This is a genomic window from Streptomyces sp. NPDC031121, from assembly GCF_055570615.1.
In genome coordinates, this window is the sequence record NZ_JBVIGV010000006.1 from 16,706 (window position 1) to 39,315 (window position 22,610).

The following is a 22,610-nucleotide window of genomic DNA, read 5'->3' on the forward strand; positions in this document are numbered from 1 at the left end:
TCCGGCGGCGGGTGCGGCGGCCGGCCGGGGCGCCGGGTCAGTTGCCGGCGGTCGAGCGGCGGAACATGCGGGTCGCGGTGATCTCGCCGTGGATGGCCTCGCCCTCCGCGGACTGCTGCGGGAGGCCCGGGCGCAGGTGCTCCTCGACGCTGATGTATTTCAGCCCCGCCCGCAGGTCGGCGTCGTTGCGGAGCCGGATGACCAGCGGGAACTCGGCCAGGGCCGTGGTGTCGAACAGGCCCGTGGTGTACAGGAGCTGGACGCCGAGGGCGTCCGAGACGGCCCGCTGGAGCTCCAGCAGGTACGTGGCGTTGGCGCGCCCGATGGGGTTGTCGAGGAACAGGGTGCCGGCGTGCCGGTGCTTGTCGCGGCCGCGGTCGTTGCTGCGGAGCGCCGCCATCGTGCAGTAGAGCGCGATCGCCGCGGTCAGCAGCTGCCCGCCGGAGAAGACGTCGCCCATCTGGCCGACGGGGACCCGCTCGGCGCGCAGCACCGCGTCCGGCTTGAGGATCTCCACGGAGACGCCCTTGGGCTCCAGGGCCGCCTGGACGCCGCGCAGGAGCAGGGACATGCCGTCGCGGCGGCCCTCGCCGAAGGCGGCGTTCTTCCTGACCGCGGAGCGGGTGGCGTCGTCGATGACCTCGCCGAGCCGCTCGGTGAGCACGGCCTGGTCGGGCTCCTCGAAGCGGATCCGCAGGAACTCCTGGCCCGACCATTCGCCGAGGCCCTCGGGCAGCCGGGAGAGCCGCTGGGCGGAGCGCAGCGTAGCCAGGGCGGACTCGACCAGTCCGCGGAGCCGGTCGACGATGCTGTCCCGGTTGCGCTCCAGCTGGGCGAGCTCGTCGGTGAGGACGCGCAGGCGGGGGGCGAAGGCCGCCGCCCAGGCCGCCGCGTGCTCGGGCAGGGCGGAGGCGGGCAGTTCGCGGATCTGCTGGCGGGCGGGGGTGCGCACCTGCTCGTAGCGGGTGGCGTTGGCGTGCCGGACCAGGACGTCGCTCGCCTCTCGGACGGCGGTCTCGGCGGCCGAGAGGTCCGCGGCGCAGCCGCGCAGCGAGCGGCGGGCCTCGGCGGCGGACTGCCGGGCCTCCTCCAGGGTCCCCGGGTGGGGCGCCGGCTCCTGCTCGTCGTCGTGCGCGGCGTGGTCGCGCAGCAGGTCGCGCAGCATCGCCGCGGTCTCGTCGAAGCCTCCGGCGCCGTCCTCGGCGGTGCGGTGGGCGCGCAGCAGGTCGGCGTGGGCGGCGCGGGCGCTCTCCACCGCCGCGGCGTGCGCGGCGAGCTGCGCGGTCGCGTTGCGCAGCATGGCCTGCGCCTGCTCGACGTCCTCGGGGACCATCTCCTCGGGGAGGTCGGTGTGCGCCTCGCCGTCGGCCGGGGCGTGCCTCTCGGCCTCGCCGCGGAGTCGGCCGAGCTGCTCGCTGGCGGCGGAGGCGCGGGCCTCCAGCATCTGGACGAGGGATTCGGCGCGGGCGGCGGCCGCCTGCCGGGAGGGGCCGTCGGCGCCGTCGGTGCCTTCGAGGAGCTGGGCTGCGCGGGTGCGGACCTTGTTGGTGAGCCGGTCGAGTTCGGCGAGGGCGGCGCTCTCGTCGGACTCGGCGCGGGCCTGCTCGGCCCGCAGGTCGGCGCCGACGCCGACCTTCTCGTAGAGCCGGGAGGCGGCCCGGTAGGCCTCGCGGAGGTCGGGCAGCGGGCGCTGGGGGGCGGCATGGTCGGCGGCGTCCTCGGGCAGGGCCTCCGGGGCGCCGGCGATCTCGGCGCGCTCGGCGCGCAGGGCGCGGGCGGTGCGCCGGGCGTCGTCGGCGGCGCGCTGGGCGGCGCGCCGGTCCTCGTCGGCGGCGCGGGCCCGCTCCAGGCACATCTCGGCGCGGGCCTCGGCCTCGACGGCGTCGTCGGCGAGTTCGCGGACGCGGACCTGCCAGGCGGCGCGTTCGCGCAGCCGGGAGGCGAGGCCGGCGAGGATGTCGGCGGCGCGGCGGGCGCGCTGGGCGGCTTCCTGGCGTTCGTCGCGGACGCGGGCGGCGTCGGCGGCGGCCTCGTCGGCCTCGGCGCGGGCGGTGCGGGCCTCGGCCAGCTCGGCGTCGGCCTCCTGCGCGAAGGAGCGCGCGGCTGCGGCGTGTTCGGCGAGCTCGGCGAGCCGGCCGGGCGGGCATCCGGTGCGCCAGGAGGCGAGGCGGGCGGCCAGCTCCCGGTCCCCGGCGAGGCGGGCGGCCAGCTCGCGGATCTCGGTGTCGCGGGCGGTGGCGCGGTCGCGGAGCGCGCGGCGCTCCTCGTCGGCGGCGTGCTCGTCGTGCATGGCCGGGTTCGGCGGTACGAGGAACACGGCGGCGTCGTCACCGGCCGGGGGTACGGGGGCGAGGAGGGCGGCGGCGGTCCCGACGGCGACGGTGGAGCGGGGCAGCAGGGCGGCACCGGCGAGGACCTCGCGGGCGCGGGCGTGGGTGTCGGGGTCGGTGATGACGACGCCGTCGACGAGTTCGGGGCGGGCGGCGAGGACCGCGGCGTGGTCGGCGGGGTCGACGGACTGGGCGAGGTAGCGCCAGCCGGGGAGGGCGGGGATGCCGTGTTCGCCGAGGTACTCGACGGTGGCGAGGACGTCGGGGCCGGGCGGCAGCAGACCGCCGTCGCCGAGGGCGCCGAGGATGCGGGCGTCGTCGGCGGCGGCGGTGCGCAGGTCGAACAGCTGGCGCTCGGCGGAGGAGACCGCGTCGGTGAGGAGGGTGTGCAGCTCGTCGGCGGTGCGGTCGAGGTCCTCCGCGGTCAGCCCGCCCGCCGGGGCGTCGGCGGGGACGGCTCCCGCGGCGGGGGTGTCGCCGCCGGAGCGGGGGCCGGGAACAGGGGCCCGTTCGGGGGCGGACGGCAGGCCGAGGAGGGCGGCCAGGCGGGGCGCGGCGGCCAGGGAGGCCGCGGCGAGCCGCTCGGCGCGGTGTGCGGCCTCGGCGGCGTCGGCGGCGTCCGCGGCGCGGGCGGCGGTGAGTTCCGCGCGGGATTCCGCGGCGGCGGCCTCGCGGGCGGTGTCGGCGGCGGCGCGGGCGGCTTCGCGGGCGGTGTCCCAGGCGGCCACGGCGGCGGCTTCGGCGTCGCTGGCGGCCAGGGCGGCGCGGGCCGGGTCGGCGTCGGGGGCGGTGTCGTCGAGCCAGCCGGCGCGGACGGCTTCGGCGGTCTCCTGCCGGACCTCGTCGAGGCGGGCCCGCAGGTGCTCGGCCTCGCTGCGGGCCCGCTGGGCGGCGGTGGCGGCGGCGGTGGCGTCGCGGTGGGCTGCTTCGCCGGCGGCCTGGAGCGCGGCAGAGCGCTCCTCCTCCTCGTTGGCGACGCGTTCGCCGTCCTCGGCGGCGGTGTGCAGGGCGCGTACCAGGTCGGCGGCCGCGGAGGCGCGGGCGGCGAGGGCCGGGGCGGCGTCCCGTTCGGCCTCCAGGATGGCGGCGGCGACGCGCGCGGAGCGGTCGGCCGCGGCGCGGTGGCGCAGCACGATCTCGGCGGCCTGCCAGGCGGCGTGCAGGGTGCGGGCCTCCAGCAGTTCGCGGCGCTGGGCGGTGGCGCCCTTCTCGGCGACGGCGAGGGCCAGCGAGGCGTGCCGGTAGGCGAGTTCGGCGGAGACGGCGGCGCTGCGGTCGCGGGCGCTCTCGGCGGCGGTGACGGCGTGGGCGGCGTCGGTGACCCGCTGGGCGAGGTCGGCGGCGCGGGCCCGTTCCTCGGCGGCGCGCGCGGAGAGCCGGCGGGCGAGGGTGCGGGTGCGGCGCTCGGCGCCGGCGTGGACGTCGCGGAGCCGCGAGCGGGTCTCGGCAGCTTCGACGATCTTCCCGAGGAGGTCGGCGGAGCCCGCGGTGAAGTCCCGTTCGGCCATCAGCTCGGCGCGCCGGCCGAGCTTGTTGCCGAAGCCGTGGACGAGGTCGGCGAGGCCGTCGGTGTCGCGGGTGTCGGTGACGGCGCGCAGCAGCAGGTCGGTGAAGTCGGAGTCCTTCTTCACCGCGAACAGGCCGGCTGCCTCGCCCTCGTCGGCGTTCATCTCGCGCTGGTAGCGGAAGAGCTCCGGGTCGAGGCCGAGCTCGGTCAGGTGCTCGTTCCAGCGGTCGTGGATCTCCTCGAAGTACACCTCGAGGTGCGGGTAGGCCTTGCCGGCCTCGGTCAGGGCGTCGCGGAAGCCCTTCATGGTGCGGCGGCGGCCCTGCGCGCCGGAGGCCCCTTCGGCGGGCGGGCGTACGGCGGTGGACTCGGCGACCGGCAGGTTGTCCAGGCTCAGGCCGGGGCCGGGGCGGAAGGAGTACCAGGCCTCGGCGAACTTGCGGGGGTCGTTGGAGACCTGGCGGCCGCGCCATTCGCTGACCTTGCCGACGACGACGCACTCGCCGGTCTGGGTGTGCTGCCACTCCAGGGCGACGTGGCCGCAGTCGTCGGCGAGCAGGAACTTGCGCAGCACGCCGGAGCTGGCGCCGCCGAGGGTGTTGCGGTGGCCGGGCAGCATCACCGAGAAGATCAGCTTGAGCAGGACGGACTTGCCGCCGCCGTTCTCGAGGAACAGCACGCCGGCGGGAGCGGGGCGGCGCGGCGGGCCGGTGGGCTCGTCCGCGAAGAACTCCGCCTGGGCGGGCGCCGGGTGGGGCACCGGCTCGCCCACTCCGCGCAGGTCGAGCACGGTGTCGGCGTAGCGTGCGCCGGCGGGCCCGATGGAGTAGAGGCGGATCCGGGACAGCTCGTACATGGCGGCGGGCTCTCGTGGTGTCTCGTGGGTGGCGGTACGGGAGGACGGGGGTCGGCGGGGGCGGGGCGGGCCGTGCGCCCGGGGCGGGCGCGGGTCTGCGGGCCGGTTCCGGGCCGGGGCTCAGGCGTGGAAGGGCAGTCCGGCGTCGGGCGCGAGCTCCAGGTCGTCGCCCTCGGGCGGCGGCAGGAGGCTCGCGGTGCCGTCGCTGACGGGGACCACGCCCAGCTCCAGGAGTTCGGCCATGGCCGCGGTGCCCGCCATGTCGCGGACCTGGAGCTGGTAGCGGGGGGTGGTGCGGTAGGTGCCGCCGGAGTCGTCGCCGGTGCGCTGGAGGAACCCGGAGTCGGTGAGGAAGGCGGCGGCCTTGCCGACGATGCCGGTGGTGGACCCGGCGAGGCGGCGGGCGTCCTTGGTGGCGCCGGTGGAGCTGCGGCGGGCGTAGACGCGCCAGGCGGCCTCCAGGCCGGGTGCGTCGGAGGCCGGGTCGGTGTTCTCGCCGAGTTCCTCGGCGCGCTCCTCCAGGCGGCGGCAGGCCTGGCGGACGAACGCCTCGACGCCGTTGACGGTGACCCGGCCGACGTAGCCGTCGTCGGCGAGGTCCTCGGGCCGGGGGAAGGCGAGCGCGGCGATCGCCAGGTGGGCCAGGCCGTGCAGGAACCGGTCGCCGGAGTCGGCGGCCGTGCGGCGGGCGTAGTCGCCCATGCGGACGGCGAAGACCGAGTCCTCGCCGGCGGTGACGGCCATGCCGGCGCGCGGGGACACCTCCAGGACGACCAGGCCGAGCCCGGCGGCGACGGCGTCGGCGAGGCGGCCGAAGGCCGGGTCCTCGCGGTAGCGGCGCAGCAGCTCGGCATACTCGGCGTCGCGGGCGGGCAGCAGCTTGGGCTGCAGGCCGAACGCGACGAGGCGCGCCGCGTCGGCGGCGTCGGCGGGGGTGACGTGCGAGCCGGCCGCGGGGGCCGGCGCCGCCGGCGCCTCGGCCTCGCTCCACGCGGGGTGCTCGGCGTGGTGGTCGCTCACGGGTACTGCCTCTCCTGGTGTGCGGTGGTCGCGCGGGAGCGCGGTGCCGCCGGTGCGGCGGCGTACGTCGGGACCCGGCCGCCCCGGGCGGGCGCGGCGGGTGCGGCGGGTGCGCCCCGGCCGGCTGCGGCGGCTGCAGGGGGCGTCACTGCGCCTCCGTCCGGTCGGCGGTCATCGCGGCCGCGTCCAGCAGTGCCGTGCCGACGATCAGGTCGGCGCCGCCGAACTCCGGGTCGTCCAGGTCCGTGCCGTCGTCCACCGCGAACAGCAGCCGCTCCTCGCCCTGCCGGTACGCGGTGCCGACGGCCGGGCTCGCCGCGTGGACGGCGAGCAGCGCCACCAGGTAGGGCAGGTCCGGGTCGCTGCGCCGGGCCTCCGCGAGCAGGCCCGACAGGCGCCGCGGCGCGTCGTGCGGCAGGTCGAGGAGTTCCTTGGCGGCGGCGAGCTGCTCCTCGCTGAAGCGGCTGTCGTCGGGGGTGGCGATCAGGTCGGGCTCGGGCATCTCGGCACCCAGGTGCTCCCGCTCCACGGGCGGCGTCAGCAGCAGCTCCACCAGGTCCGCGACGCGCACGGACACCGGCGTGCGCAGGCCCGTGCCCGCCGCGAAGAACGCGTCGGTGACGCGCCTCGCGTCCGCGACGGGCAGCGGCAGCACCGGCGCCACCAGCTGCCCGTACAGGTCGATGCCGGAGCGCGGCGCGGGCGCCGCGAACGCCTGCCGGTCCTGCTCGGCCCGGAACAGCGGGCCGGCGTCCAGGAGCCTGGACTGGAGCTGTGTGTGGCGGCGGATGCAGTCCTTGACGATGTCGACGAGTTCGGCGGCCCGCCGCTTGTTCTCCGGCTCCTCGGCCTCGTCGCGGGCCTTGCGGATGTTCGTCAGGATCGCGTTCTCGTGCCGGTAGCGGTCCGCGACGTGGTCGAGGGCCTCCTCGATCATGTCGGGCACGGACCGCAGCCAGTCCACCGCCCGCACGTTGCGCCGCGTCGCCTCCAGGGTGCGGCGCAGCGTCTCCGCGTACTGCACGGTGCGGTAGCGGGCCTGCTCGGCGGCGAGCTGGGCGTCAGCGAGCCGGCCGCGGCTGACGAGGACCTCCAGCTTCACCTCGGCCGCGATCTGGGCGCTGGTGACGTCGGTGTCGAGGGCGCCCACCAGGACGTTGACGGCCTCGTCCGTCGTGCGCAGGTAGACCCCGCCCCCGTAGCCGGGGACCTCCTCGATCAGCTTGAAGTCGTAGTCGCGCCGCACGTACGCCCCGTCCGGGCCGAACGTGCCGTAGATCGCACGGAAGCCGCGGTCGACACTCCCGACGTTGATCAGGTTCTCCAGCACCCAGCGCGCCACCCGCTCGTGCTCCGCTGCGGGCCGCTCGGGGGCCTGGGCCGCGACGCGCGGCAGCAGCCTGGCCACTATCTGCTCGTGGTCGGCACCGGTGTCGAAGTCCATGTGCAGCGTGACCAGGTCGATCGCGGCGAGCGCGACCTCTGCCATCGCGTACGTGCCGTACTCGCCGGCGAGGTTCGCCTTGCGGACGTCGAGGTCGTGCAGCGGGGCGGTGCAGGCGAGCGCGCGCAGCCGCCGGGCCAGGCCCTCGTCGGCGGCCGGGCCCGGCGCCGGGGACGGAAGGGTCTTCGCCGGGGCGGGGAGAGTCACGGGCAAAGACTAGGCGCTCGGACGGACAACATCCCAAACGGCATGGTTCGGCATGATCGGTCCCCCGCCTGCCGGGCGGGTGTTGTTCTAGGCTCACGCCATGGCATCCATGATCACACGTGCGGTCGACCTCAACGCCGACCTCGGCGAGGGCTTCGGACGCTGGACGCTCACCGACGACGAGGCACTGCTCTCCGTCGTCACCAGCGCCAACGTGGCGTGCGGGTTCCACGCAGGGGACCCGTCGATCATGAGGCGGGTCTGCGAAATGGCCGCCGCGCACGGCGTGCGGATCGGGGCGCAGGTCTCCTACCGGGACCTCGCCGGGTTCGGGCGCAGGTCGATGGACGTGCCGCCCGGCGAACTCGCCGACGAGACCGCCTACCAGATCGGGGCGCTGGAGGTCTTCGCACGGGCGGCCGGCTCCCGCGTCTCGTATGTCAAACCGCACGGCGCGCTGTACAACCGCACCGTCCACGACGCCGCCCAGGCCGCCGCCGTCGTCGCCGGGATCCGCACCGCCGCCGGACCGGACGCGGACCTGCCGGTGCTCGGGCTGCCCGGCTCGCTGCTCCTCGCCGCCGCCGCGGACGCCGGCCTGACGCCCGTACCGGAGGCGTTCGCCGACCGCGCGTACACCCCGGCCGGGACGCTGGTCCCGCGCGGCGAGCCCGGCGCCGTCCTCCACGACCCCGACACCGTCGTCGCCCGCGCCGTCGCCATGGCCGCGGAGGGTGCCGTCCCCGCCGCCGACGGCACCCGCGTCGGTATCGCCGCGCGCTCCCTGTGCGTGCACGGCGACACCCCGGGCGCGGCCGGACTCGCCCGGCGCGTACGGGAGGCGCTCACCGCCGCCGGGATCCGCGTCGAGGCCTTCGCATGACCCGCGCCGCCGCACACCGCGGCGGACCGGGCGGGGGCGGACCGGGCGGGGGCGCGCCGTGAGGGCCCTCGTCGTCGGCGTCGAGGCGGTGCTGGTTGAGGTCGGCACCGCCGCCGAGGCGGCCGCCCTCCACGCGGAGGTGCTGCGCCGGCGTGCCGCCGGCGAACTGGGCCCCGTACGCGACGTCGTGCCCGCGGCGCGCACCGTCCTCCTGGACGGGGTACGGGATCCGGGCGCGCTCGCCGCGCGGATCGCCCGCTGGCGGGTGCCGCCGCTGACGCAGGAGGAGGGCCCGCTGGTCACCGTCCCCGTCCGCTACGACGGGCCCGACCTGGGCGACGTGGCCCGGCTGTGGCGGGTCGCGGAGCGGGAGGTCGCCGAGGTCGTCGGGGCCGTCGTCTTCCGGGTGGCGTTCTGCGGGTTCGCGCCCGGCTTCGGCTACCTGACGGGGCTCCCGGCACGCTTCCACCTGCCCCGGAGGGCCACACCGCGCACCGCCGTCCCGGCCGGCTCCCTCGCGCTGGCCGGCGAGTACGCGGGGGTGTACCCGCGCTCCTCCCCCGGCGGCTGGCAGCTCATCGGCACCACCGACGCCGTGCTGTGGGACCCGCGGCGCGAACCGGCGGCACTGTTCGCACCCGGGACGCGGGTGCGGTTCGAGGAGGCGGACGCATGAGCGGGACGGACGGGGGGCTCTGGCTGGAGGTGCTGCGCCCGGGCGCGCTGACCACCCTCCAGGACCGGGGCCGGCCCGGCCACGCCCACCTGGGCGTGCCGCGCTCGGGCGCCCTGGACGCGGATGCGTACGCGCTGGCCAACCGGCTGCTGGGCAACCGGCCGGACGCCGCGGCGCTGGAGACGACGCTGGACGGCGTCGCCCTGCGGGCATGCGGCCCGCCGGGGTCGGGGATCGTCGCGGCGGTCACGGGTGCGCCGTGTCCTGTACGGGTGTCCGGCCGGCCGGTGGCCTGGGGGGAGCCGGTCCGCATCCCGGCAGGGGCGGAGCTGGACGTCGGCCGGGCGGTGTCGGGGGTGCGCAGCTACGTGGCGGTGCGGGGAGGCTTCGCCGTCCAGCCGGTCCTCGGCAGTCGCTCAACCGATGTCCTGTCCGGGCTGGGCCCCCCGCTCCCCGAGACGGGCACGCTCCTGCCGGTGGGGCCCGCCGGTCCGGATCCGGTACGCGGCGCCGACACGCTGCGGGTCCCGGCGGCCCCGGCCGAACTGGTGCTGCCCCTCAGGCCGGGCCCGCGGGCCGACTGGTTCACCGGGGCTTCGCTGGCCGCGCTGTGGCGTTCGCCGTACCGGGTGTCCCCGGAGTCGAACCGCATCGGCCTCCGCACGGAGGCGGGCCCCAGGCTGACCCGCACCCGCGGCGGCGAACTCCCGAGCGAAGGCATGGTCCTGGGCGCGGTCCAGGTCCCCCCGGACGGCCTGCCGGTGGTCTTCCTGGCCGACCACCCGGTGACGGGCGGCTACCCGGTGGTGGGGGTGGTCCCCCCGGGCCGGGCTTTGAACGCGGCGGCCCAGTCCCGACCGGGCACTCCGGTGCGGTTCGCGGCGGCGGGATGGTAGGGGCGCGGTGGGGCCTGCGGGGGCGCAAGGCGACGGCGGGGCGGGGTTGGCGGTAGCCGACCGATCGGCTGCCGGCCACCCCCACCCCCGCCGCCGCCGTCCGACCCCCGACCCATCGGCTACCGCCAACCCCGATAACGAGAACGGCGCCCCCTCCCCGAGGGGGCGCCGTTCCGGTGTCTTCCTGAGCCGTCGGGCCGGCTACACCGCCGATTCCGGGGTGATGCGGCTGCGGACTGCCGACTGGACGTCCTCTTCCTCCGCCGGGTCCGACGCCAGGCGGCGGAGGCGGGGGGCTACGCGGGCGTCCGCGGTTTCGGCGTGGTGGGCGGCCACCTCGCGGGTGGTCTCCTCGCAGTCCCACAGGCATTCGACGGCGAAGCCCGCCGCGAAGGAGGGGTCCGTGCCCGCCAGGGCGCGGGCCGCGCGGCCGCGGAGGTGGGAGGAGGCCGTCTCGCGGTAGATGTGGCGCAGCACCGGGGCCGCGCAGCCGATGGAGAGCCGGCCCGCTCCGTCGACGAGGGTGTAGAGGCGGCGGGAGTCGGGGCCGGAGCCGCGGACGGTGTCGCGCAGGGCGCCGAGGACGAGGGGGGCGTCGTCGGGGCCGCCGTGGGCGGCGAGGAGCGCGGCGGCGGCTTCGCCGAGGGTGTCGGGGCGGTGGACCCAGCCGCGGGCGCGTTCGAGGGCGGCGGGTCCGCACATGCGCTCGTAGGCGGCGACGGCGGGCTCGTCGGCGGCGGCTGCGATGAGGTCGAGGACGGCCGGGTTCTCCGGTTCGGCGACGACCAGGTGGTGCAGGGCGGTGGCGCGGGCGGCGTCGCCGAGGGTTCCGGCGGCGGCGGCCAGGATGGTGGCGCGGTCCTCGGGGGAGGCGACGGCGGCGAGGCAGCGCGCGGCGGGGACGTGCAGCGGGGTGCCGCGGCGCAGCCCCTCGGCGGCCCAGTCGAAGACGGCGAGGACGCCCCAGCCGGGGCGCGGGCCGTTGGGGGTGAGTTGGCGCTGCCAGCGGTCGAAGGAGCCCTGGCGGCGTGCCGCGGCCAGGCGGGCGCCGTGCTCGGCGGTCTCCTCCCACAGGCACCAGGGGCGGGGCTCGTAGGCGTCGCGGACGGCGGCGGCCAGCCGCGCCTCACCCTCGGGGGTGTGGGGGAAGCGGGCGAGGACGGGCGCGGCGAGGGAGAGCAGCCCCTCGTCGTCGTCGCGCAGGGCGAGTTCGTCGAGGGCCCAGGCCCAGTTGGCTCCGGAGGCGGCGTAGCGGCGCAGCAGCATGAGGGCGTCGTCGCGGCCGTAGGAGGCGAGGTGGCCGAGGACGGACAGGGCGAGGCCGGTGCGCTGCTCGGAGTCGTCGACGAGGTCGTCGGCGCTGAAGAGGTGGTTTTCGATCTCGCCGAGGGGTCCGTCGAGGTCGAGGTACAGGCGGGCGTAGTAGAGGGAGCGGTTCTCGACCTGCCAGTCCTGGCGCGGGTCACGGAGCACGCACTGGTTGAGCGCCTGGAGGGCTTCGGGCCGGGGGGCCGCGAGGGCGTGCAGGGTGCCGTCGCCGCGGCCCCGCTGGAGGAGGCCGAGCAGGGTGCCGCTTGGCGCTATGACTGGTTCGAACATGGGAATGGCCTCACATCAAGCTGGGGACGCAACCGGGAATCGGGGTTCACAGGGCCGCGTAACAGCATGTGAGGACGTTCGCCGTCTTGTTCCGCTCGATGTAGACCATTGCCTTCTCACTCTCGTCGGTGCTTCGCGGCCGGGCGGCCGGTTCCGCAGGGTCGGGGGTCGGACACGCTTCGTGTCCTGCCCCTCCTGCCCGTCTGCCGAGTTCACGAATCGAATCCGACGCCATGATGACCCAGCCGGTTTGTGTGCCGCGACCACATTTACGGCCGCCGTGACCAACCCGTGAGGTGGGCGGCCGGTCACGCCGTTCCAGGTCACGGCCGAAAACGGATTACTCGGCTCCGAAGAGTTCGAGCAGGTCGGCCTTGGCGAACATGCGGGCGGTGTCCACGGCGGACGGGGTGCCGGCGCGGGGGTCGGCTCCGCCGGCGAGGAGGGCGCGGATGACGGCCTCCTCGCCCTTGAAGACGGCGCCGGCGAGGGGGGTCTGGCCGCGGTCGTTGGCGCGGTCGGCCTCGGCGCCGCGCTGCAGGAGGGCGGTGACGGTGTCGGCGTGTCCGTGGTAGGCGGCGAGCATGACGAGGGTGTCGCCGCGGTCGTTGGTGAGGTTGGCGGGGACGCCCGCGTCGAGGTAGGCGGCGAGCGTGTCGGTCTCGCCCTGGCGGGCGAGGTCGAAGACCTTGGTGGCCAGCTCGATGACGTCCTCGTCGGGGCCGCCCTGGGAGCCGCCGTCGGTGGGCTGGTGCTCGCTCATCGGTCGGTTGCCGCCTTTCGCTCGGGGTGCGGGTGCCGGTCGTGGCCCGCGGGGCGGCGCGGTGGGTGCGCGCCCGTACGGGTGAGCGCCAGAGTAGCGCCCGACCTGCACGGACGGGGGTACGGGCGGGGTTCGGGCGGTGCGGGGCGGGCCGTCGGGCGCAGCCCCGATTGCGGGTCTCCGCCAGCGGGGTGGTCCGGTCAAGTGAAAGAGCGGGGAGTTCACCCGTATGCACCTTTTATCGCATTGATACTTCCTGTGAGGTAGGGACAACTGATGGTGACTGTCCCCCACTCACCAGGAGAACTCACATGATCCTCTCCATCTCGGGCGTGGTCCTGCTCGGCATCATCGCGTTCCTCTTCTTCAAGAAGGACGGGATGAAGCTGTCGCACGCCTTCGTCTGCGCGCTGTTCGGCTTCTTCCTCGCCGGGTCCGCCATCGCGCCGAGCATCACGGCGAGCACGGCGAGCCTCGCGAGCCTGCTCGGCGGGATCAAGCTCTAGCCGCCCGCCCGACCGCCGCACCCGAACCACAGGAGACGCCCGTGGCCCGGCTCCCCCTCCCCCGCATCCCCTCCGGCGGCAAGCTGTCGGCGGCCCGGGGGCGCGACCTCGTCCGCAAGGCCGCCGACGGCGCCACGGACGTCCTCCATCCGCTCCTGGTCATCGGGCGCGGGCTGCGGGTCCTGGCGGGGGCCGGGCGGGCCAGGTGGGCCGCGACCCCGAAGGACAAGCGCGGTCCCGCGCTGTTCCTGGGCGCGGCGTGCGTCCTGGTGGTCGCGGTCGCCCCGTACGGGCCCGCCCTGGCCCTCGCCGCGCTGATGGCGGCGGCGGCCTGGCGGGGGCGCGAGCGGGCCCCCGTGCAGACGGGGCCCGCCCCCGCCGAGGCGGAGCGGCTCGGCTCCCTGTACGAGGCGCTCGTCCCGTACTTCTCCGTCCCCGACGATCCCGACCCGCTCTTCGCGCACGGTGCGAGCTGGGAGCGGGCCTTCGGCGACCACGCGTTCGACGAGTCGGGGCGCCTCACCCGGCTCCGGATCCGCTACCCGGCGTACTTCACCGACGGCGAGGCCGCGTCCCGGGCCCGCATCGAGACGCTGCTGCACGCGAAGTCGGGGCGCGGCCGCGAGTACCTGTTCGACTGGGACGAGGAGGGCAACCGGCTGGACCTGCGGGTGCTGCCGGCGCTGCCGACGGGCATCGCGGCGCAGCCGTTCGTCACCTCGCCCGGGGAGACCGTCCTCGGCTTCACGGACGCCGACGGAGTGCGGCGCACCCTGCCCGTCACGGAGGACGGCGAGCAGCGCGACGCGCCGCCGGTGCTGTGGCGGACGGGGCCGCGCTCCACGGAGCCGCACCTGCTGGCGGTGGGGCACCCGGGCAGCGGCGCGTCGACGCTGCTGCGGTCGATCGCGCTGCAGGCGCTGCGGCACGGCGGTGACGTGCTCGTCGTGGAGGGCGGCGGGACCGGGGAGTACGCGTGCCTGTCGGGGCGCGCCGGCGTGATCGCGGTGGAGGGCGGGCCAGCCGGGGCTCTGGCGACCCTGGAGTGGGCGGCGCACGAGACGGAGCGGCGGCTGATCGCCGCGCACCGGGCGCGGGAGTCGGGCGGCACGGTGTCCGAGGACGTGCGGCGGCCGCTGTGGATCCTGATGGACCGGCCGACGGTGCTGGCGCACCTGGCGGCGGCCGAGGGGGCGCCGGACCCGCTGGCGCGGTTGCAGGTGCCGCTGCGGCACGGGCGGGCCGCGCACGTGACGGTGGTGGTGGCGGAGCACTTCGACCACCTGGAGCTGCTGGACGACACGGTGTGGCAGCACACGCGGGCGCGGGTGGTGCTGGGCGCGGTGTCGGTGCAGCAGGTGGCGGACGTGCTGGGGCTGCCGCCGCACACGACGCCGACGGCGCACGTCCCGCCGGGGCGGGGGTACGTCCGGCTGGGGTCGGGTCCGGTGCACCGGCTCCAGGTGCCGGCCACCCCGGACCCGTACGACGAGGCGGCGAACCCGGCGCACCGGCAGGCGGTGCTGGAGCTGCTGCCTGGGCGGTCGGGTCCGGGCGGGCCGGGGCAGGTGCGGGCGCAGGGCGGGGCGGTCGGTGCGGAGCCGGTGCCGGAGGCGGCGGAGGCCCCGTAGCCCGCCCGGTGGTCATGCCACGAAGGTGCGGGGCGGTTCGGCCCCGCTGCCGCCGGCGCCGGTGCCGACCAGCCGGGCGGCGGCCGCGAGGCGGACGGCGGCTTCCTCGGCGACGGGCCCGCCGACGGTGAACGGCAGGCGTACGTACCCCTCGAAGGCGCCGTCGACGCCGAACCGGGGCCCTGAGGGGACGCGTACGCCGACCCGCTCCCCCACCTCGGCGAGGCGGGAGCCGGAGAGTCCCCCGGCGCGGGCCCACAGGGTGAGGCCGCCCTGCGGCACCTCGAACTCCCAGTCGGGCAGTTCCCGGCGGACGGCGGTTACGAGGGCGTCGCGGTTGTCGCGGGCCTGGTCGCGGCGGAGCGCGACGGCCTCCTCCCAGCCGCCGGTCCGCATGAGCCAGTTCACGGCGAGCTGTTCTAGGACCGGGGTGCCGAGGTCGGCGTACGCGCGCGCGGCGACGAGGCTGCGGATGACGTCGGGGGCGGCGCGGACCCAGCCGATGCGCATGCCGGCCCAGAAGGCCTTGCTGGCGGAGCCGACGGTGATGACGGTGGAGCCGGCCGGGTCGTGCGAGCAGACGGGTCGGGGCATGTCCAGGGCGGGGTCGAGGCGGAGCTCGGCCATGGTCTCGTCGACGACGAGGACGGTGCCGGCGGAGCGGGCCGCCTCGACCATGGCGCGGCGCTGCTCGGCGGAGGCGAGGGCGCCGGTCGGGTTGTGGAAGTCGGCGACGACGTACGCGAGGCGGGGGGCGGCGTCGCGCAGCACCTGCCGCCAGACGGCCAGGTCCCAGCCGGTGAGGCCGTCGGCCATGGCGACGGGGACGAGGCGGAGTCCGGCGGCGCGCATGAGCTGGAGGATGTTGGCGTAGGAGGGGGATTCGACGGCGATGCGCTCGCCGCGGCCGGCGAAGAGGCTGCAGATGGCGTCCATGGCGCCCATCGCGCCGGTGGTGACCATGATCTGCTCGGGCATGGTGGGGATGCCGCGGTCGGTGTAGCGGTCGGCGAGCATGCGGCGCAGCGCGGGGAGCCCGGCGGGGTAGTCGCCGTGGGTGTGGGCGTACGGCGGGAGTTCCTCCAGGGCGCCCTGGACGGCCTTGGTCAGCCAGGGCTCGGGGGCGGGGAGCGCCGCGCAGCCGAGGTCGATCATGGAGCCGAGGGATTCCGGCGGGAGGGGTTCCAGTCCGCGGGCCGGCAGCGGGTTGCCGGCGGGGACGGAGGTCCAGCTGCCGGCTCCGCGGCGGGATTCGAGGAATCCCTCGCCGCGCAGGGCCTCGTAGGCGGCGGCGACGGTGGTGCGGGAGAGCGACAGCGCGGCGGCCAGTTCGCGTTCGGCGGGGAGGCGGGCGGCGACGGGGACGCGTCCTTCGAGGACGAGGAGGCGGATGCCGTCGGCCAGGGAGCGGTACGCCGGGGGCTTGCGCGCCCCGGGGATGCCGGGCCGCTGCTGCTGAGAGGTGATGAGCCGGGCGAGCTGGGAGGCGCCCACCGCCGAAGTCCACTCCGCCATGTCGTCGGTCCACTTTCGTCGGATTGGCCACTCCCGGCGCGGGGGCGGCCGGAGATTGGATCGGTCTCGGAGTCCAGCCTGCCATGCGGGACCCGGCCGGGCCAGGGCCGGGGCGGGCGGGAGGCGCAGGCCGGGCTGCGGAGGGCGGCGGGCCGGGCGGCGGAGGGGGCATACTGCGGCGGTGACAGACGCACCCCTTCGCCACCCGTACCTGGACCACCGGGGCCCGATCCCGTTCGCCCACCGCGGTGGCGCGGCCGGCGGACTGGAGAACACGGCCGCGGCGTTCCGCCGGGCCGCAGACGCCGGCTACCGGTACTTCGAGACGGACGTGCACGCCACGGCGGACGGGAAGCTCGTCGCCTTCCACGACACGACGCTGGACCGGGTCACCGACGGACGGGGCCGCATCGCCGAGCGGTACTGGAAGGACCTGCGGGCGGTGCGGGTGGGCGGCAGCGAGCCGCTGGTGCTGTTCGAGGAGCTGCTGGAGGAGTTCCCCGAGGCCCGCTGGAACGTCGACGTGAAGGCGGAGTCGGCCCTGCACCCGCTGCTGAACCTGATCGCCCGGGCGCGGGTCTGGGACCGGGTGTGCGTGGGCTCGTTCTCGGAGGGCCGGGTGGCCCGGGCGCAGCGGATGGCCGGGCCGCGGCTGGCGACGTCGTACGGGGTGCGCGGCGTGGTGGGGCTGCGGCTGCGCTCGCTGGCGATCCCCGCGGCGCTGCGCGCGGGCGCGGTGGCGGCGCAGGTGCCGGAGACGCAGGGCGGCTTCCGCGTCGTGGACCGGCGGTTCGTGCGGACGGCGCACGCGCGGGGCCTCCAGGTGCATGTGTGGACCGTGAACGAACCGGAACGCATGGAGGCTCTCCTCGACCTGGGAGTCGATGGCATCATGACCGACCGGATCGACATCTTGCGCACGGTGCTGGACCGGCGCGGGGCCTGGGCCTGAGGGCCGCCGCCCCCGCGTTCCGGCGGCCGTGCGGTGACGGGGACCAGCGAGGGGGCGCCCATGAGCGCGCAGACGGCAGACGGGGCGGACTCCGCCGCCGAGGGCGGCAGAGCGGCGGCGGAGGCGAAGGAGGCCGCCGGGCGCAAGCGGGAGCAGCAGGGCTGGTACTTCTACGACTTCGCGGTGTCCGTGTACTCGGCGAGCGTGCTGACCCTGTTCCTCGGGCCGTACCTGACGTCGGTGGCGAAGGCTGCCGCCGACGCGGAGGGGTTCGTGCACCCGCTCGGCATTCCGGTGCGGGCCGGTTCGTTCTTCGCGTACTCGGTGGCCGCCTCGGTGGTGCTGGCGGTGCTGGTGATGCCGCTGGTGGGTGCCGTGGCGGACCGGACGGGCCGGAAGAAGCCGCTGCTCGCGGCGGCGGCGTACACCGGTGCGGTGGCGACGACGGGGATGTTCTTCCTCGGAGGCGAGCGGTACCTGCTGGGCGGGCTGCTGCTGGTCGTGGCGAACGCCGCGCTGTCGGTGTCGATGGTGGTGTACAACGCCTACCTGCCGCAGATCTCCACGCCGGACGAGCGCGACGCGGTCTCCTCGCGGGGCTGGGCGTTCGGCTACACCGCGGGTTCGCTGATGCTGGTGGCGAACCTGGGCCTGTACCTGGGGCACGACTCCTTCGGGCTGTCGGAGGGCATGGCGATACGGATCTGCCTGGCGTCGGCCGGCCTGTGGTGGGGGGCGTTCGCGCTGGTGCCGCTGCGCCGGCTGCGGGACCGGGCGGTGGTGCGGGAGCCGGGCGCCGGGCCGGCGGTCAGCGGCTGGAAGCAGCTGGTGGCGACGTTCAAGGACATGCGGCGCTACCCGCTGACGCTGTCGTTCCTGCTGGCGTACCTGGTCTACAACGACGGCGTGCAGACGGTGATCTCGCAGGCGTCCGTGTACGGCGCCGAGGAGCTGGGGCTGGAGCAGTCCACGCTGATCGGGGCGGTGCTGCTGGTGCAGGTGCTGGCCGTGGCGGGGGCGCTGGGGATGGGCCGGCTGGCAGGGCGGTTCGGCGCGAAGCGGACGATCCTGGGGTCGCTGGCGGCGTGGGCGCTGACTCTGTTCGCCGGCTACTTCCTGCCGGCGGGGACACCGGGCTGGTTCTTCGCGCTGGCGGCGATGATCGGGCTGGTGCTGGGCGGCAGCCAGGCGCTGTCGCGCTCCCTGTTCTCGCAACTGGTCCCGGCGGGCAAGGAGGCCGAGTATTTTTCGGCCTACGAGATGAGCGACCGGGGCCTCAGCTGGATCGGACCGCTGGTCTTCGGGCTCACGTACCAGTTCACGGGCAGCTACCGGGACGCGATCATCTCGCTGGTGGCGTTCTTCGCACTGGGTTTCGTGCTGCTCGCGCGGGTGCCGGTGCGGCGCGCGGTGGAGGCGGCGGGCAATCCTGTCCCCGACCGGATCTGAAACCGATCGGGACACGTCCGCGGTGGGCCGCGGGGCGGCGGGAGGCCGGATGCGCATGCGAATTCCGAACGGATTTCGACGTGGCGGCACGGGGCCGGTAGTGTACGCCTTTGGCCTGCCAGGCGGACCGTTACTGCGTGCCGCAGAAGTGAAGACGTTGGGTGACATCTGCTGCCAGATGTGACAAAACGGGCATTGGTGGGTACAACAAGGGGCGGCACGACGGGCGACGCATCACCCGGAGCGGGAATCTATACCGCCGACCGGACGTTGACCGGATGACGACGACAGCGACACCTGTCCTGTGGGCGACAAGCCCGGGAGGCACGATTCATGAGTGAGCGAGCTCTCCGCGGTACGCGGCTCGTGGTTACCAGCTACGAGACGGACCGCGGCATCGATCTGGCCCCGCGCCAGGCGGTGGAGTACGCATGCCAGAACGGACATCGATTCGAGATGCCGTTCTCGGTTGAGGCAGAGATTCCGCCGGAGTGGGAGTGCAAGGCGTGCGGCGCCATGGCACTCCTCGTGGACGGGGACGGGCCCGAGGAGAAGAAGGGCAAGCCCGCGCGAACGCACTGGGACATGCTCATGGAGCGGCGCACCCGCGAGGAACTGGAGGAGGTGCTGGCCGAGAGGCTGGCGGTCCTGCGTTCCGGCGCCATGAACATCGCCGTGCACCCGCGCGACAGCCGCAAGTCCGCCTGACGGCCGGACACGCAGTACGTACGAGCCGAGGGGCCCCCGCCGCATCGCGCGGCGGGGGCCCCTCGGTCTTTCCGTCCTGCCGTTTTGCCTGCTGCGCACCCGGTCAGGGCGTCAGCGGCGGCCGGTGGCCGGGGCCGGGCTCCCGCGGCCCGTCCTCGCGGATCACCTCGCCGGGGACGACCTTGCCGCCGGGATGGCGGATGCGGGCCTGCTGGAAGGCGTCGGCGAAGGTGCCGGCCTGCGCCGCGTTCATCCGGCGCTCCAGCGAGCGCGCGGTCCGCCGGCCGATCCAGGCGCGGACGGGCGGCAGCAGCAACAGCAGCGCCGCCGCGTCGGAGACCAGGCCGGGCAGCATGAAGAGCAGGCCGGCCAGCATCGTCAGGGCGTTGCCCGAGCCGGGCCGGCGGCCCGTGGACGGCTGGGCCGCCTGCGCTTCCGGGGAGGCCTGCGCCTGCTGGAAGGTGTCGGCCAGGTTCCGGAAGGCCCGGCGCCCGGCCCGCTTGACCACCACGGCGCCCAGCACCATCCCGCCCGCGACGAGCGCCGCGACCGCCAGGCCTCCCGCGGCGTCCGCGACGAGGCCCAGCAGCCAGATCTCCAGGACCAGCCAGGCGGCGACGGCGAGGGGCAGGAACGTACGGGCGGGCTTGCGCCGCCGGGCGGCGGCCGGAGGAGCGGGGGAAGAGCCGGTCATCATGGCATCCAGTGTGCCCGGACCGGCGTAAGTGCGGCCTCAACCGCAGGTCGCAGGCATCCCCTAAGGGCCCGGGCCGGGCCGGGCCGGTCAGGAGCCGTCCGGCCCTTCGCCGCGGCCCTCTGCGCGGCCCTCGCCCTTGTCCCGTGTGGTGTCACGGCCCCCGCCGTGCTCCTTGTGACGGCCCTTGTCGAGGCCGACCAGCTTGGCCGCGTGGGACTGCAGCCCCCACTGGGTGACCCGCCACAGGGCCTCCACCACGATGTCCCGGCTCATCTTGCTGTCGCCGAACTCGCGCTCGACGAACGTGATGGGCACCTCCACGACCCGGAACCCGGCCCGCACGGCCCGCCGGGCCAGGTCCACCTGGAAGCAGTAGCCCGCGGAGGCGACCTCCTTCAGCCCCAGCCCCTCCAGCGTCTCCCGCCGGAAGGCCCGGTAGCCGCCGGTCACGTCCCGGATCGGGACGTCCAGCATCAGCCGCGAGTACGTCGAACCGCCGCGCGAGAGGAACTCCCGGCTCTTCGGCCAGTTGACCACCCGGCCGCCCGGCACCCAGCGGGAGCCCAGCACGAGGTCGGCGCCGGCCAGCGCGGTCAGCAGCCGGGGCAGCTCCTCGGGCTGGTGGGAGCCGTCCGCGTCCATCTCCACGAGGACGCCGAAGCCGCGCTCCAGACCCCAGGCGAAGCCCGCCAGGTAGGCGGCGCCGAGCCCTTCCTTGCCCTTGCGGTGCAGGACGTGCACGTGGTCGTCGCCGATCGCGAGCTCGTCGGCCAGCTTGCCGGTGCCGTCGGGGCTGTTGTCGTCGGCGACCAGGATGTGCGCCTCGGGCACGGCGGCGCGCACACGGGCGACGATCGGCCCGATGTTCTCCGCCTCGTTGAAGGTCGGGATGATCACCAAGGCCGTGCCGAGCGGCCCGTGGGCCCGCTGTCCGCCGTCGCCGCTCACTGGGTCCGCCTTCGTGTGCTTGTACGTCCTGTCACAGAGGACGACTTTAGAACAGTGGCCGGGCCCCGCGGTCCTTCGGGCCGGTCCCGTACCCGCCGCTGCGGGTCTCGCGTGACCGCTGTCCACCGGGCCGCGGGGCCCCGCCGGGCCACCGCCGCCCGGCGGAACCTTCCGCCGCCCCGAGGCGCCGGCGCGCCGGGCAGGGCGGATCAGCACGGTGCGGCCGTCCGGCGGTGGGCCCGGCCGAACCTGTCCGGGACGGGCCCGCCGGGCCGAGCCGCTGCCCGCGGGATCACCCCTGTGGCCGTACGAAGACCTCCCGGCCGCCGACGACGGTGGCCAGGCAGACGGGCAGCTCGCGGCCGGGCGTCAGGTCGGGCAGGCCGGGCGTGCCGGAGCGGGGGTCGGTGGACCAGCGGGCGACCCGGTCGTCCGGGGCCTGCACGACGAGCTCTCCGGTGCGCCACACCGCGTAGTCCGCCGGCGCGCCGGGCACCAGGGTGCCGGCTCCGTCGCGGCCGAGGGCCCGCCAGCCGCCCCGCGTGTGCGCCGTGAACGCGGCGCGGACGGAGATGCGGTGCTCGGGGGTGCGGTGGAAGGCGGCGGCGCGGACCGTCCCCCACGGGTCGAAGGGAGTGACGGGGGCGTCGGAGCCGAAGGCGAGCGGCACGCCGGCCTTGAGCAGGGCGGCGAACGGGTTCAGGGTGCGGGCGCGCTCGGCGCCGAGCCGCTCGGCGTACATGCCGTCCTCGCCGCCCCAGGCCGCGTCGAAGGCGGGCTGGACGGACGCGGTGAGGCCGAGGTCGGCGAAGGCCGCGATGGTGGCCGGCGTCATCATCTCGGCGTGCTCGACGCGGTGCCGGGCTGCGCGGACGCGGGCGAGGCCGATCCGGTCGGCGGCGGCGCGGAATCCGTCGACGACGGCGGTGAGCGCGGCGTCGCCGATGGCGTGGAAGCCGGCCTGGAGGCCTGCCTCGGTGCAGGCGGCGACGTGCTCGGCGATCTCGGCGGCGTCCAGGTAGCCGGTGCCGGTGTGGCCGGCGTCGGCGTACGGGCTGTGCAGGCAGGCGGTGTGGGAGCCGAGGGCGCCGTCCGCGAAGAGGTCGCCGGCGGCGCCGACCGCACCGAGGGCCTTGGCCTGCTCCAGGTCGCGGTCGGCCCAGTAGCCGAAGACGCGCGGGCCGGGCCGCTCGCGGGCGAGGCCGAGCAGGCCGGTGAAGTCCTCGGCGGAGGAGATGTCGGGGCCGCCGCACTCGTGGACGGAGCCGATGCCGAGGGAGGCGGCGTGGTCGAGGGCGGCGCGCTGGGCGTCGGCCCGCTGGGAGGGGGTGACGGCGGCAAGGGCGGCCCGGCGGACGGCGTGGTGGTCGTCGCGGGTCAGCGGCTCGTCGCCGCGGGCGGTGACGGCGGGCACCAGGCCGAGCAGGGCGGTGCTGGCCACGGCGGAGTGGACGTCGACGCGGCTGAGGTAGAGCGGGCGGCCGCCGGCGGCCTCGTCGAGCTCTTCCCGGCGCGGCGCGCGGCGCTCCGGCCAGCGGGCGGCGTCCCAGCCGTGGCCGAGGAGGACGCGGTCGTCGGGGCGGCGCCGGGCGTGCTCGCGGACCAGGCGCAGGGCCTCCTCCAGGGAGGCGGCGCCGGTCAGGTCCAGGCCGGTGAGGGCGAGGCCGGCGGAGGTGGTGTGGACGTGGGCGTCGGTGAAGGCGGGCGTGACGAGCGCCCCTTCGAGGTCGACGACCTCGTCGACGCCCTGGGCGAAGGCGTCGGCGGCGCCTTCGGATCCGACCCAGGCCACGTGGCCCCGTTCGACGACCATCGCGGTGGCGAACGGGTCGGCGGGGCTGTGGACCTCGCCGCCGCGGAGGAGGACGGTCCGGTCGGGGGCCGGCTGGGCGGGTGCTCCGGCAGCGTCGGCGGAGTGGGCGGTGCGGTCAGTCATGGGGACAAGTCTCGCCGCCGCGCACCGGCGGCTCGACCCCGCCCCCGGCCCGGCGGGGGTCCGTCCGCGCCGGTGCGGCGGCGCGGG

The 22,610-nt window shown here is 76.1% G+C and carries 17 protein-coding genes; 8 read left to right on the forward strand and 9 right to left on the reverse strand.

The window, feature by feature from the left end:
* Positions 1-37: 37 nt before the first annotated feature.
* The 3 genes from ACZ462_RS12240 to ACZ462_RS12250 all read right to left on the reverse strand — a co-directional run bounded on the left by ACZ462_RS12240 (position 38) and on the right by ACZ462_RS12250 (position 7,364).
* The gene (locus ACZ462_RS12240) at positions 38-4,693 is read right to left on the reverse strand and encodes a hypothetical protein (protein WP_467803915.1); all 4,656 of its coding nucleotides are present in this window, start codon (positions 4,691-4,693) and stop codon (positions 38-40) included.
* 120 nt (positions 4,694-4,813) lie between these two features.
* Complete coding sequence (locus ACZ462_RS12245; RefSeq protein WP_467803914.1) at positions 4,814-5,713, reverse strand: hypothetical protein; 900 nt, start codon at positions 5,711-5,713, stop codon at positions 4,814-4,816.
* Between the two features lie 145 nt (positions 5,714-5,858).
* Complete coding sequence (locus ACZ462_RS12250) at positions 5,859-7,364, reverse strand: hypothetical protein (RefSeq protein WP_467803913.1); 1,506 nt, start codon at positions 7,362-7,364, stop codon at positions 5,859-5,861.
* A gap of 100 nt (positions 7,365-7,464) precedes the next feature.
* On the opposite strand from ACZ462_RS12250, the gene ACZ462_RS12255 reads away from it, so the two are divergent.
* From ACZ462_RS12255 to ACZ462_RS12265, 3 genes are read left to right on the forward strand one after another with little or no spacing between them, the layout of a single operon-like run.
* On the forward strand, positions 7,465-8,247 hold the full coding sequence (locus ACZ462_RS12255) for a LamB/YcsF family protein (protein WP_467803912.1): 783 nt from the start codon (positions 7,465-7,467) through the stop codon (positions 8,245-8,247).
* A 58-nt stretch (positions 8,248-8,305) separates the two neighbouring features.
* Positions 8,306-8,923 carry a 5-oxoprolinase subunit B family protein gene (locus tag ACZ462_RS12260; protein ID WP_467803911.1) on the forward strand — a complete coding sequence of 206 codons (618 nt, stop codon included), beginning with the start codon at positions 8,306-8,308 and terminating at the stop codon, positions 8,921-8,923.
* Entirely contained in the window at positions 8,920-9,819 is a 900-nt protein-coding gene (locus ACZ462_RS12265; protein WP_467803910.1) for a 5-oxoprolinase subunit C family protein, read from the forward strand. Before ACZ462_RS12260 ends, ACZ462_RS12265 begins: the two co-directional genes overlap by 4 nt.
* Before the next feature lie 201 nt (positions 9,820-10,020).
* Here ACZ462_RS12265 and ACZ462_RS12270 read toward each other — a convergent pair whose 3' ends face one another.
* Positions 10,021-11,418 (reverse strand): HEAT repeat domain-containing protein, encoded by a 1,398-nt coding sequence (locus ACZ462_RS12270; protein WP_467803908.1) that lies wholly within the window; start codon positions 11,416-11,418, stop codon positions 10,021-10,023.
* Between the two features lie 340 nt (positions 11,419-11,758).
* Positions 11,759-12,181 (reverse strand): ankyrin repeat domain-containing protein, encoded by a 423-nt coding sequence (locus tag ACZ462_RS12275; protein ID WP_467803907.1) that lies wholly within the window; start codon positions 12,179-12,181, stop codon positions 11,759-11,761.
* Positions 12,182-12,492: 311 nt separating this feature from the next.
* Between ACZ462_RS12275 and ACZ462_RS12280 the strand changes: the two genes are divergently transcribed.
* On the forward strand, positions 12,493-12,687 hold the full coding sequence (locus ACZ462_RS12280; protein WP_030162614.1) for a hypothetical protein: 195 nt from the start codon (positions 12,493-12,495) through the stop codon (positions 12,685-12,687).
* 41 nt (positions 12,688-12,728) lie between these two features.
* Positions 12,729-14,318 (forward strand): hypothetical protein, encoded by a 1,590-nt coding sequence (locus ACZ462_RS12285; protein WP_467803905.1) that lies wholly within the window; start codon positions 12,729-12,731, stop codon positions 14,316-14,318.
* Positions 14,319-14,330: 12 nt separating this feature from the next.
* On the opposite strand, the gene ACZ462_RS12290 is transcribed toward ACZ462_RS12285, so the two are convergent.
* The gene (locus tag ACZ462_RS12290; protein WP_467803903.1) at positions 14,331-15,833 is read right to left on the reverse strand and encodes an SCO1417 family PLP biosynthesis transcription factor; all 1,503 of its coding nucleotides are present in this window, start codon (positions 15,831-15,833) and stop codon (positions 14,331-14,333) included.
* Positions 15,834-16,014: 181 nt separating this feature from the next.
* On the opposite strand from ACZ462_RS12290, the gene ACZ462_RS12295 reads away from it, so the two are divergent.
* The 3 genes from ACZ462_RS12295 to ACZ462_RS12305 all read left to right on the forward strand — a co-directional run bounded on the left by ACZ462_RS12295 (position 16,015) and on the right by ACZ462_RS12305 (position 18,942).
* Positions 16,015-16,785, forward strand: coding sequence for a glycerophosphodiester phosphodiesterase family protein (locus ACZ462_RS12295; protein ID WP_467803902.1), 771 nt, complete (start codon positions 16,015-16,017; stop codon positions 16,783-16,785).
* 60 nt (positions 16,786-16,845) lie between these two features.
* Positions 16,846-18,234 carry an MFS transporter gene (locus ACZ462_RS12300; protein WP_467803901.1) on the forward strand — a complete coding sequence of 463 codons (1,389 nt, stop codon included), beginning with the start codon at positions 16,846-16,848 and terminating at the stop codon, positions 18,232-18,234.
* 333 nt (positions 18,235-18,567) lie between these two features.
* Positions 18,568-18,942, forward strand: a complete 375-nt coding sequence (locus ACZ462_RS12305) for an RNA polymerase-binding protein RbpA (protein WP_007262928.1) — start codon at positions 18,568-18,570, stop codon at positions 18,940-18,942.
* A gap of 103 nt (positions 18,943-19,045) precedes the next feature.
* On the opposite strand, the gene fxsA is transcribed toward ACZ462_RS12305, so the two are convergent.
* The 3 genes from fxsA to ACZ462_RS12320 all read right to left on the reverse strand — a co-directional run bounded on the left by fxsA (position 19,046) and on the right by ACZ462_RS12320 (position 22,523).
* Positions 19,046-19,639, reverse strand: coding sequence for an FxsA family membrane protein (fxsA, locus tag ACZ462_RS12310; RefSeq protein ID WP_467803900.1), 594 nt, complete (start codon positions 19,637-19,639; stop codon positions 19,046-19,048).
* 87 nt (positions 19,640-19,726) lie between these two features.
* On the reverse strand, positions 19,727-20,587 hold the full coding sequence (locus tag ACZ462_RS12315; protein WP_467803898.1) for a polyprenol monophosphomannose synthase: 861 nt from the start codon (positions 20,585-20,587) through the stop codon (positions 19,727-19,729).
* A gap of 292 nt (positions 20,588-20,879) precedes the next feature.
* Positions 20,880-22,523 carry an amidohydrolase gene (locus ACZ462_RS12320; protein ID WP_467803896.1) on the reverse strand — a complete coding sequence of 548 codons (1,644 nt, stop codon included), beginning with the start codon at positions 22,521-22,523 and terminating at the stop codon, positions 20,880-20,882.
* Between the last annotated feature and the right edge of the window lie 87 nt (positions 22,524-22,610).

Excerpts from the sequence above, each read along its gene's own strand:
- ACZ462_RS12240 (WP_467803915.1), bottom strand. The coding sequence starts at position 4,693 with ATGTACGAGCTGTCCCGGATCCGCCTCTACTCCATCGGGCCCGCCGGC.
- ACZ462_RS12255 (WP_467803912.1), top strand. The coding sequence starts at position 7,465 with ATGGCATCCATGATCACACGTGCGGTCGACCTCAACGCCGACCTCGGC.
- ACZ462_RS12265 (WP_467803910.1), top strand. The coding sequence starts at position 8,920 with ATGAGCGGGACGGACGGGGGGCTCTGGCTGGAGGTGCTGCGCCCGGGC.
- ACZ462_RS12270 (WP_467803908.1), bottom strand. The coding sequence starts at position 11,418 with ATGTTCGAACCAGTCATAGCGCCAAGCGGCACCCTGCTCGGCCTCCTC.
- ACZ462_RS12275 (WP_467803907.1), bottom strand. The coding sequence starts at position 12,181 with ATGAGCGAGCACCAGCCCACCGACGGCGGCTCCCAGGGCGGCCCCGAC.
- ACZ462_RS12280 (WP_030162614.1), top strand. The coding sequence starts at position 12,493 with ATGATCCTCTCCATCTCGGGCGTGGTCCTGCTCGGCATCATCGCGTTC.
- ACZ462_RS12290 (WP_467803903.1), bottom strand. The coding sequence starts at position 15,833 with ATGGCGGAGTGGACTTCGGCGGTGGGCGCCTCCCAGCTCGCCCGGCTC.
- ACZ462_RS12300 (WP_467803901.1), top strand. The coding sequence starts at position 16,846 with ATGAGCGCGCAGACGGCAGACGGGGCGGACTCCGCCGCCGAGGGCGGC.
- ACZ462_RS12305 (WP_007262928.1), top strand. The coding sequence starts at position 18,568 with ATGAGTGAGCGAGCTCTCCGCGGTACGCGGCTCGTGGTTACCAGCTAC.
- fxsA (WP_467803900.1), bottom strand. The coding sequence starts at position 19,639 with ATGATGACCGGCTCTTCCCCCGCTCCTCCGGCCGCCGCCCGGCGGCGC.
- ACZ462_RS12320 (WP_467803896.1), bottom strand. The coding sequence starts at position 22,523 with ATGACTGACCGCACCGCCCACTCCGCCGACGCTGCCGGAGCACCCGCC.